Annotated in this window: 9 protein-coding genes; 5 read left to right on the top strand and 4 right to left on the bottom strand. The window is 29.4% G+C overall.

The window, feature by feature from the left end:
* Positions 1-292: 292 nt before the first annotated feature.
* Positions 293-844, bottom strand: coding sequence for a MerR family transcriptional regulator (locus DN389_RS27920; RefSeq protein ID WP_149237838.1), 552 nt, complete (start codon positions 842-844; stop codon positions 293-295).
* A 1,169-nt stretch (positions 845-2,013) separates the two neighbouring features.
* A complete protein-coding gene (locus tag DN389_RS27915; RefSeq protein WP_149237837.1) occupies positions 2,014-2,598 on the bottom strand; it encodes a MarR family transcriptional regulator in 585 nt (194 codons plus the stop codon).
* Positions 2,599-2,787: 189 nt separating this feature from the next.
* Here DN389_RS27915 and DN389_RS27910 point away from each other — a divergent pair, with 189 nt between their 5' ends.
* Positions 2,788-3,561 carry an FRG domain-containing protein gene (locus DN389_RS27910; protein ID WP_179955914.1) on the top strand — a complete coding sequence of 258 codons (774 nt, stop codon included), beginning with the start codon at positions 2,788-2,790 and terminating at the stop codon, positions 3,559-3,561.
* A 192-nt stretch (positions 3,562-3,753) separates the two neighbouring features.
* Positions 3,754-4,326 carry a tyrosine-type recombinase/integrase gene (locus DN389_RS27905; protein ID WP_149237835.1) on the top strand — a complete coding sequence of 191 codons (573 nt, stop codon included), beginning with the start codon at positions 3,754-3,756 and terminating at the stop codon, positions 4,324-4,326.
* A gap of 67 nt (positions 4,327-4,393) precedes the next feature.
* Here the strand turns inward: DN389_RS27905 and DN389_RS27900 are convergent, their stop codons facing one another.
* Complete coding sequence (locus DN389_RS27900; protein WP_149237834.1) at positions 4,394-5,701, bottom strand: putative HlyD family type I secretion protein; 1,308 nt, start codon at positions 5,699-5,701, stop codon at positions 4,394-4,396.
* Entirely contained in the window at positions 5,694-7,910 is a 2,217-nt protein-coding gene (locus DN389_RS27895) for a peptidase domain-containing ABC transporter (protein WP_149237833.1), read from the bottom strand. The genes DN389_RS27900 and DN389_RS27895 overlap by 8 nt, the downstream gene beginning before the upstream one ends.
* A 191-nt stretch (positions 7,911-8,101) precedes the next feature.
* On the opposite strand from DN389_RS27895, the gene DN389_RS27890 reads away from it, so the two are divergent.
* The 3 genes from DN389_RS27890 (at position 8,102) to DN389_RS28620 (ending at position 9,710) form a co-directional block, all read left to right on the top strand.
* A complete protein-coding gene (locus DN389_RS27890; protein WP_149237832.1) occupies positions 8,102-8,302 on the top strand; it encodes a hypothetical protein in 201 nt (66 codons plus the stop codon).
* A gap of 318 nt (positions 8,303-8,620) precedes the next feature.
* The gene (locus DN389_RS27885) at positions 8,621-9,106 is read left to right on the top strand and encodes a CPBP family intramembrane glutamic endopeptidase (protein WP_149237831.1); all 486 of its coding nucleotides are present in this window, start codon (positions 8,621-8,623) and stop codon (positions 9,104-9,106) included.
* Between the two features lie 457 nt (positions 9,107-9,563).
* A complete protein-coding gene (locus tag DN389_RS28620; RefSeq protein WP_170265049.1) occupies positions 9,564-9,710 on the top strand; it encodes a hypothetical protein in 147 nt (48 codons plus the stop codon).
* The last annotated feature ends 44 nt before the right edge of the window (positions 9,711-9,754 follow it).

The following is a 9,754-nucleotide window of genomic DNA, read 5'->3' as shown; positions in this document are numbered from 1 at the left end:
CATTCCTTTATTGTATTTATGCTATATTCTTATTCGCCTTTTTCTAACAGTAAAACCACGAATCTTGGCGAAGACATTGGTTTTTGCCCTGTCCTGGGGTCCGTCCTCGCTTTTTATTCCACGGTTCCCTTGACCACGAGCCTCTGAACCCTCAAACTCCCAAAGATAACCCCAGCGGGCAAAAACCGCCCTTCTGGGGCCACCTCTGGCGAGTTTGCATGAGGGTTCCCCTCATCGTCAAGGAACTTTCGCGGCATAAACGCCAGGACTCGGATCATAAATCTTAAAATGGTTATTTTCCAAATAACCTCGCAAAAAAACCTTTGGATTCAGTAGATGCTGTTAATACTTTTGTTTCTTGTACTTCACGGATTGTTTCAAGTAACTTCTGATCCCGTTTCTCTAACTTATTATCAATATAATCTTGTTGTTTTTGTAATTGTTCAATTAACAACTTATTAAATTCTTCTTGTTTCTCATTATGTTCTCTAAGTCTACTAACTTCATTTTTTAATGCTTTTAATTCTTCAGCTAAAATCTCACCAACTTCTTTGCTAGGAACAGGTTTTATACTCTCTCCACCCGTAGCAAAGTAATGTTCAATTTGTTTTATTGAGTAATTTTGTTCTCGATGCAATTGTTTAACTATCTTCATTTGTTCAAGAGCTTTTTCGTTAAAAACATTGTATCCTGATTCATTTTTCTCTAAAGGAATATACATCCTTAATTCTTTCATCCAATTTCTTATAACATTTGGCGATTCATCTAAACACAATGCAACTTCTTTAACAGTCATCGCTATATAACCTGGTTTTTCTTCACCTAGGTTTTCACTTTTATCCATCTTTTTACCCACCTTTAAAACTTAGATAAAAACCTAAGTTTTTTAAATATCAAGGGTTATTTTCGGAAATATCAACCTTGATACCTAGGTATCAAACCTAGGTTTTTACTAATTCATTTTACTAAGGTTCATATCCTTCTGTCATATAAAAATAACAAATTCTTCACAGATCTAAGTTATACTTCATTTTTTTCTTAATAAATGATTATTCAATACATATAGCGAAGACCGTCGCCGCGCCAAAAAACTTTTCTAACAATTTTGAAACAAATAATTTTATAAAATTAGAAATTATAGATTTCAAATCAAACAAAGAAAAGAGTAAGTTCAACAAGTGCAAGAGCATAAGGGATTTTTGCTATCACCAAGGGTGACAGGTTAGGCAAAGCCTAACAAAAACGTGATATCACAAATACAAAAAATTCAATGGAGTTCCAACGCACTTTCAATGTACATCCAATGGGTTTTCAATGGATATTTAGGAAGACTAAAAACTTGTTTTTTTACTCTTAGATCAACAATTCTTCCTCGTATATAAAACAAACAAGGCTTTTATAACTTCTCAAAATCGTTTCTATTAGATTTTAAACACAAACTAATAGATTTCCTAATAAAATCAAAATAACGCTCTTAGAACGAAAAATGAGCGCTATGATGGTGTATTTAATTACAAGTACAACGGTGCGGCTATTGCCATTCCATTGTACTTCGCTTTTCCGTTGACTTTTGGAGTAGAGGCTGGTTCGTCGTGTGGGGGCGAAACCCCACGTATTACGTATCTATACATGTGGTAAATGAAATTATAATTCGAAAGTATTAGCGGTTCGGCTCGTATAATAACAAATTCAAGCCGGTAAACCTAAATAGTTGCTTTTGGATGTGTCGGCTTGGTGCCACCAAAACTCGAGCCGAAAAAAGTTTTGCAAGGATGTAGCAAAGCGAAAAGGGTGGAGATTTTCTGTAGCAAAGCGAAAGAAAATACGACCCGTTCCTTGCGGAACTTTTAGCTATTTCTATATAGAGTAAGAAGGGACAAGCATACCAAAGTAGAAAATACCCAGTAATATCAAGGGTTTCAGGATTTTTCGTACTTACCGTTTTTGGTAAGTAAACTTACCGTTTTTGGTAAGTACGAAATTAACAAAAAAAGCCTACTAATTAAAGTAGACTTAAAATAATTTAATAGGCAAATTTTTAAGTTGTTTAGGAACCTTTCTAAACATAGCTTTAAGTGTTGGATTAACTTCATCTCTATTCCCTGAAAACATAACATGAGGATTTATAAACAAAGCATATGCCCTAACATTATTATCATCAACACCACTCTCTGAACGAGCAATAATGCCTTTATCAATTAATTTTCTAACCAAAGGACTAACTTTTGTTTCATGTCTTCCTATTTTTTTTGCTAATTCTCGCTGAGTTAATGGAATTTGTTCTTTAGAGTTAATATCACTAACTAAGCAATTACTTAAAAAACCTACACACATTGAAATATCTAATAAAAATACCTTCTCAGCATTTGTTAAATAATCAATTTCAAATAAATACTGGATATTTTGTTGAATGATCTGAACAAATTTAGCTTTGTTTTTTATCTTCCGTTCAGGTACTAACTTCATTCCATGCGAATTAGCTTTTGCTTGAAGCTCATTTGCTATGTACATCTCTTCCTCTGACAAGATCTTTGAATTCTCAATATCTCTCAATCTTGCATTTTTTTCAGCTTGTTCTAATTTGACGAGCTTTGACATAATCTTTCTCCTCTTTTCTAAGATTTTCAACTAGAGAAGAGAAACATTTTATGTTATGATTCATATAGAAAATTTAATTAAAAATGCATACACAAAAAGTCCCCTTCACTAATTGATTGCTTGGTCGCTTTCAATTATAACACGAGGGACTTTTTTATTTGTATAAATTTAATTAAAAGGATGATAAACATGGCATTTTCACAAGAATGGATTTCAATTCTAAACCAGGTTAGTGAATTCACTAATAATAGTAAAACAAATAAAGTATGGTTTAGAGGTCATAATAACTCAAGTTACAAACTAAACTCAGGATTATTCCGTTTGAATTTGGGAAATAACATAAAAAGCTACCAAGAAATAGAAGAATCAGCATATAATCAATTCAAAATTTCATCACAAACCTTAATTACAAAAAAAAGTTGGGATCTTCTTTACATAATGCAACATCATGGTGTAAAAACTAGGTTGTTAGATTGGACTGAATCTTTTGCAATATCTATATATTTCGCCTTAAAAAATTGGCAAAATGATAAACAAAATGCATGCATATGGATGCTAGATCCAATAAGATTAAATGAAAAATCCGTTAACAGAGATAAAATTGTATTTCCAGTAGACAAGTTTAAATATCCTGATGACTTTCAAAAAAAGAATATACAACATAGCTTTGCAATGGCTCCTAATAAAAATAATCCTAGAATAATTGCTCAAAAAGGTTTTTTTACTTTGCAAGGAAATTCATTACATTCACTAGAAAATGAATATAACGGAAACCTTATAAACGAAAATATTTTAAAAAAGATTACTTTACATCCAGCAATCCTTCCTGATGCAAACAAATTTCTACAAATTTGTGGAATAGATGAATTTATTTTATTCCCAGATTTACAAGGATTAGCTGAAATAATAAATCAAAAAATAGAATTACATCAACTAACTCCACCTCTAGTCCAAACAAATTAACATAATCAAAATATCAAACAAATGGGATTCTTAATAAATTAAGAATCCCATTTGTTTGAAAGTAAACTTTTAAATATTAGTTTACATTCAAATCCCTTCAAACATTGACTTCATCCCAATTTCTCTGATATCCTTTAATTCAACAACAAAAGTATACATTCAAAACACTTTAAATAAAGAGGTCGAAAATCCATGAACAAAAAACCACATCTCATTGATGTCCAACCCATACGTAGCAAAGAACAAATCGAAGATATGAAATGGGCTCTGAAACGTCATTGTTCCGAACGAGACTATATTCTCTTTCTTGTTGGAATTCATACCGGACTTCGCGTAAGTGATCTACTCCAACTCGAAACACAAACTATAGTAAAACTAAAACGAAAAAAGAGAAAAGAATTCAAAATCAAAGAAGGAAAGACAAAGAAAGAACGCATGATTAACCTTACCTCCATTTTTGATGAGGTATACTCTTATGCTCAAACTCTAGATAATACCTGGTTATTTCCTTCTCGAAAAGGAGACAAACCCATTAGTAAGATCCAGGCTTATCGACAATTGCAAAAAGCCGGAGATTTTGCCGATATAGAATCCATCGGAACTCATACCATGCGCAAAACCTTCGGTTATTGGTTCTATAAACAAACAAAAGATGTTGCTATGTTACAAGAAATCCTAAATCACAGTACACCACAAATCACTTTAAAATATATTTGTATCAATAAAGAAGAAAAAGATAACATACTTGATACATTTTATATTTGAACTACCAATTTTAGTGAAAAATAAAAGAGGCTAATCCTTATTATTTAAAGATTGGCCTCTTTCAATATTAATTAGAAATAAAATCGAATTTCTTTAATATAAATTTCCAAATTCGTTCTTCTCCGATTATTACAGAAGCCCTACCTACCATCCCTGTATACAACTCATGTGAATCCTGTATATCAATTGTTGCTTCTAATTCATACACATACCCTTTAGAATCCTTATCAAAAATAGGATGTGCTGATAAATAAGTTACTATTCCTGTTTGTTTATCAGATTTCTTTAGTTTAAACGAATATTGTACTTTATCCCCTTTTTTAATACCTTTTATATCTTGAGCCGGTAATAGAATTCTAATCTTTTTCTCAGTATTTTTAGGGATAATTGAAACTATCTCTTGACCAGAATCAACTAGATCACCTTTTTGCATAGCAGAGGAAAATTGTACAACTCCATCTCTTTGCGCCCTTATACTTGTCATATCATTTTGATTATGTAACACATCCAATTCTTGCTTTTTCATGAAAATTTCTTGCTCTAAAGGTTCAATTCGCTGATTAACTAAAACAATTGTACTTTCTTTATATTGATTTAAAACATTTTTCTTTTCTTCTTGCTTTCCTTTTTTAACAATATCAACTTTTTTCCCTTCATTTTGTAAGGTTTCTTTTCTTAATTGAATCCTTTTTTCAATACCATTCCGTTGAGAATCTAAAGATTCTATTTTATCATCCAGAGATTTTTTATAATCATCTAATATAGTCTCTTTTTGTTTTTTAATGGAATTTATTTCTTTTTGTATATTTTCTTTATCTATAATTAAACCTTGTAATACTTCATCTTGCTCACCAATAATTTTATTATTATCTATAACTTTTATTTCATTATCTTTTTCATTTTGTAAAGATTGATAAGTTTGTTCATATGATTTATATTCCTCTATAATCTTTTTATCTGTATCACCCAAAAAGAGCAATTTATGAGCTTGAATACTCTGTTTTAATTGTTCTAACATTCCTTTTTTCTTTTCTAAATGTTTAATAATTTGATCCAATTGACTCTGTTTATCTATTAATTCCTGATTTTTTAATTGAATTAAAACGTCTCCTTTTTTTACCTCATCACCTGATTTAACAGAAACAGTATCTACAATTCCTCCAATTTGCGTTCTCGATACGCTCACATCATATTTACCTTGTATCATTGCAGTCCCTTTGCTTACAATATCTACTTTTCCTATATATGCCCAAATCATAAAAAGTAATAAACTCATAAATAAAAAACATAGCAATCCCATAATAAAACGAGGTGGCTTTCTTTCTAGCAGTTCTACACTATCCGATAATTGATCAAAAGAATAAATCTTATTCATATTGATCACCACTCATTACATAAGATTTTTCTTCTATATGTTCTACATGAATCGTTTGATTCTTCCAAAGACGATAATATTCAGCCTTCATAAATAATAATTCTTCATGAGAACCTTGTTCTATAATATTTCCATTTTTCATTACAAAAATTTTATTTGCATGCTGAATCGTACTTAATCTATGTGCAATCATAATTACCGTTATTCCTAGTAAACCTAATTCTTTTAGCATATCTGTAATTAATTTTTCTGTTGTGGAATCTAAATTACTAGTGGCTTCATCTAAAATTAAAATATCTGGTTTCTTTAACAATGCCCTTACGATAGCTAATCTTTGTCTTTGTCCTCCAGATAAATTTGAAGCATTTTCTTCTAAAATCGTTTCATAGCGTAATGGTAATTCACTAATAAAATCATGTGCACAAACTTGCTTACATACTTGAATAACTTCTTCTAGTGAAACTACACGATTCAATCCAAATATCAAGTTTTCATAAATAGATCCACTAAAGAAAAAGGATTCTTGTGAAACATATGCAATACGATTCCTCAATGCTACTCTATTTATCTCTTTAATTTGATAATCATCATAATATATATCACCTTGATTAAGATCATAATAATTCATTAATAATTTAGAAATAGTAGTTTTTCCAGAACCACTTTCCCCAACAAACGCAATTTGACTACCTGGATCAATAGAAAAACTTATATTATTTAATACATTCTTACGTGTCCCATAACGAAATGTAGCATCCACAAATTCAATTTTTCCAGATAACTTTTTAGGGGAAACTTTATTATATTCTTTTTCATTTTGTTCTAAATCTAAATCAAAGATTTCATTTAATCGTTCTCCCGCAATTAATGCAGATTGCATTGTAGGCTGAATTCCTATTAAATTTTCAATTGGATTCAAAAAATAAACCAAAAGCGCATTATAAGAAATTAATTCCCCAATTGTCATATTCCCTTTTAACACTTCCATCGCACCAACCCATAAAATAATTGTCCCACCAATTAATTCAAGTCCCATTTTAATAGAACTTTGTAAATTAGCTAAAATTCCACTTTTAAATACATATCTCAAAAGATTAACAAAACGACTTTCTGTTTGAAAAAAGACTTCTTTTTCAGCATTATATGATTTTACTGTTGCAATACCGTTTAAAGATTCCACCAAATAAGATGTTAATTTAGCATTACTCTCCATTTCTTTACGATTAATGTTTTGATAAGGTTTATGAAATCCCCAAATAATACCTATATAAAAAGGAACTAATAGCAATGTAACTCCAAATAAAATTGAGCTATGCGCATATAACAATACTGCCCCTAGCATTACCATTATTGTATCAATCATTAATGTAACAGTTATCGTTGATAATGCATCTCTTATTTTTCCAGCATCCATAAACCGCGAAATAATCTCTCCAACTTTTCTTGTTTCAAAAAAATGCAGCGGCAAACCAACTACATGACGATAGTATCCAAGCATTAACTGAATATCTATACGTCTACTCAAATATAAAATTAAATGCGTTCTAAAATAAGAGAGCAAAATTTTAAAAATATACAAAACAATAATTCCTATAGACACAATATGAAGCGTTTCCATTAATTGGTTTACAACTATATCATCAATTAACAACTTAAAATAAAATGCTCCAGCAAAACCAAACAGATTAAAAAATATAGAAGCAATAAAAATTGGAAATAACAAATTAGTCTGCAGCTTCAATAAAGACAAAAAACGAGAAAATACCCCTTTAGATACTTCTACCTTCTCAAAATTTTGTTTTGGACTCATCAAAATTAAAATCCCTGTCCAAACCTTTAAAAAGTCTTCCAATTTATATTTAACAGACCCACTATCAGGATCTGCAACATATACTCTATTATTCTTTACTTTATGAATTACTACATAATGCAGTAATTCACCATCTACTACTAAATGAGCAATTGCAGGCAAAGGAATTTCATTTAAAAGTGTAGGATCTGTTGATTTTACTCCTTTCACATCAAAACCAAGTCTTTCTCCAGCTTCCAATATCCCTTGTACATTTGTACCCTCTAAATCTGTCCCTGCAATTTGACGAATTTTAGCAATTGAAATAGAAATTCCATAATGTCTTGATATCATTGCAAGACATGCAGGTCCACAATCTTTTAAATCATGCTGTTGAATACATTTAAACTTTTTAAACAAATTCAATCCTTCTTTCACTATTTTATATCCATCTATAATTCATTATATAAAATAAAATAAATTTATAGTAAAAATTATAAAAAAATTCCAAATATGCAAAATTGCATATTTGGAATTACATATTTTGTATTAGAATAAGTTTATGAAATGAATATTTCTAAATATTAAAATATTAAAGGGAGGTTTACAGCATGAATTTAAATAACACAAAATTTGCTGAACTTAATGAAAAAGAACTTCAAACAAATGGTGGAGCAAGAGGAATTTTCGGTCCTATTATCAAAGCTGGAAAACAATGTTGGGATAATGATTCTTGCCGCGAAAAAACATATGGTACTTACGGTCGAACAGATAGTCGATATAAACATGGTGCTCCATACGGAAAATGGTAATATACAAATAATACAAAGAGGATTCATTATTTTTTATGAATCCTCTTTGTATTATTAATTATATATTTATAATGATGAATAGTTTAAAATAAAGAAAGGATTCATATTAAGTATTTATAGTACTTACGGTCGAACAGATAGTCGATATAAACATGGTGCTCCATACGGAAAATGGTAATATACAAATAATACAAAGAGGATTCATTATGAATCCTCTTTGTATTATTAATTATATATTTATAATGATGAATAGTTTAAAATAAAGAAAGGATTCATATTAAGTATTTTTATATTTTAATTGAAAAGGAAAGATAATAAATGATAAAAAAAATACATCAATTTTTTGTGAATTTACATCCAATATCATTTATATTGATTATGGTAGTTTTAAGCTATTTAATTACCAGACCATTTATGTTATTTTTACCAGAAATACAAAGTAACCCCGCTCAGAATGAACCTATATATCAGCAAATTTTATCCGTTTTAATTATAGCCCCTATAGTAGAAACTTTAATTTTCCAGGTTTTTTTATTCTGGATTCTTCGTTGTATTCCCTGGATTCGTGAACATGATTTATTAATAGTTTTAATTGCAGCATTAATGTTTGGTTTATATCATCCATTTGGAATAACTTATGTAATATGTATTACAGTAACAGGAATTCTTTATAATTATGCTTATTTGATTTATTATAAAAAAAATGAAAAAGCACATGTTACAGTATCAGCATTTGCGATTGTGTTTTGGATACACGAGATAGATAACATAATTTCTCTTACAATACAAAATCTGTATTTTTAATACATTAGATCTAATAACAAAACACCTTACATAAACTCTTTAAATCGTATAAGATACTAAAATTTAAATAACATGCTTATAGCAAGGGAATGCTTCTAGACTTATCTATACTGCATTCCCTTATTATATGTATGCTATATTCTTATTCGCCTTTTTTTAACAATAGAACCACGAATCTTGCCAAAAACATTGACTATTGCCCTGTCCTAGAACATCTCCCCTCTAATTAGAATAAAAAGATTACAAGAAGATAAATTTTTTTAATATCACCAAAAGTGACAGGTTAGATAAAGCCTAACAAAAAATTGATATCAAAAATTTAAAATGTCTAGAGTATTAATTTTTAATGGAAAAATATACTCAAAATTTAAATATTATTAAATTGCAATATAAATCTATTGTATTGTATAATGTATTTAGAATAATTAATAAATATAATAAGGAAGGAAGTTTAAAAATGAAAAATAACAAATTTGAAACTTTATCTAAAAAAGAATTATTAAACACTAATGGCGGAGGAAAAGTAATTGGAACCGATGCAGGACATTATCCACGAGAATGGGGTAAAAAATTAGGCCAATGGATAGGTTCAAAAATTAAATAATTACTTTTATTCAATAAAAAACATATAAATACAATAAAGGAATG

It is taken from the genome of Bacillus sp. AY3-1 (assembly GCF_008368785.1).
Classification (GTDB): domain Bacteria; phylum Bacillota; class Bacilli; order Bacillales; family Bacillaceae_G; genus Bacillus_A; species Bacillus_A wiedmannii.
The sequence above is the reverse complement of the archived record's forward strand: the minus strand, read 5'-3'. Positions and strand labels throughout refer to the sequence as shown.

Excerpts from the sequence above, each read along its gene's own strand:
- DN389_RS27920 (WP_149237838.1), bottom strand. The coding sequence starts at position 844 with ATGGATAAAAGTGAAAACCTAGGTGAAGAAAAACCAGGTTATATAGCG.
- DN389_RS27915 (WP_149237837.1), bottom strand. The coding sequence starts at position 2,598 with ATGTCAAAGCTCGTCAAATTAGAACAAGCTGAAAAAAATGCAAGATTG.
- DN389_RS27910 (WP_179955914.1), top strand. The coding sequence starts at position 2,788 with ATGGCATTTTCACAAGAATGGATTTCAATTCTAAACCAGGTTAGTGAA.
- DN389_RS27905 (WP_149237835.1), top strand. The coding sequence starts at position 3,754 with ATGAACAAAAAACCACATCTCATTGATGTCCAACCCATACGTAGCAAA.
- DN389_RS27900 (WP_149237834.1), bottom strand. The coding sequence starts at position 5,701 with ATGAATAAGATTTATTCTTTTGATCAATTATCGGATAGTGTAGAACTG.
- DN389_RS27890 (WP_149237832.1), top strand. The coding sequence starts at position 8,102 with ATGAATTTAAATAACACAAAATTTGCTGAACTTAATGAAAAAGAACTT.
- DN389_RS27885 (WP_149237831.1), top strand. The coding sequence starts at position 8,621 with ATGATAAAAAAAATACATCAATTTTTTGTGAATTTACATCCAATATCA.
- DN389_RS28620 (WP_170265049.1), top strand. The coding sequence starts at position 9,564 with ATGAAAAATAACAAATTTGAAACTTTATCTAAAAAAGAATTATTAAAC.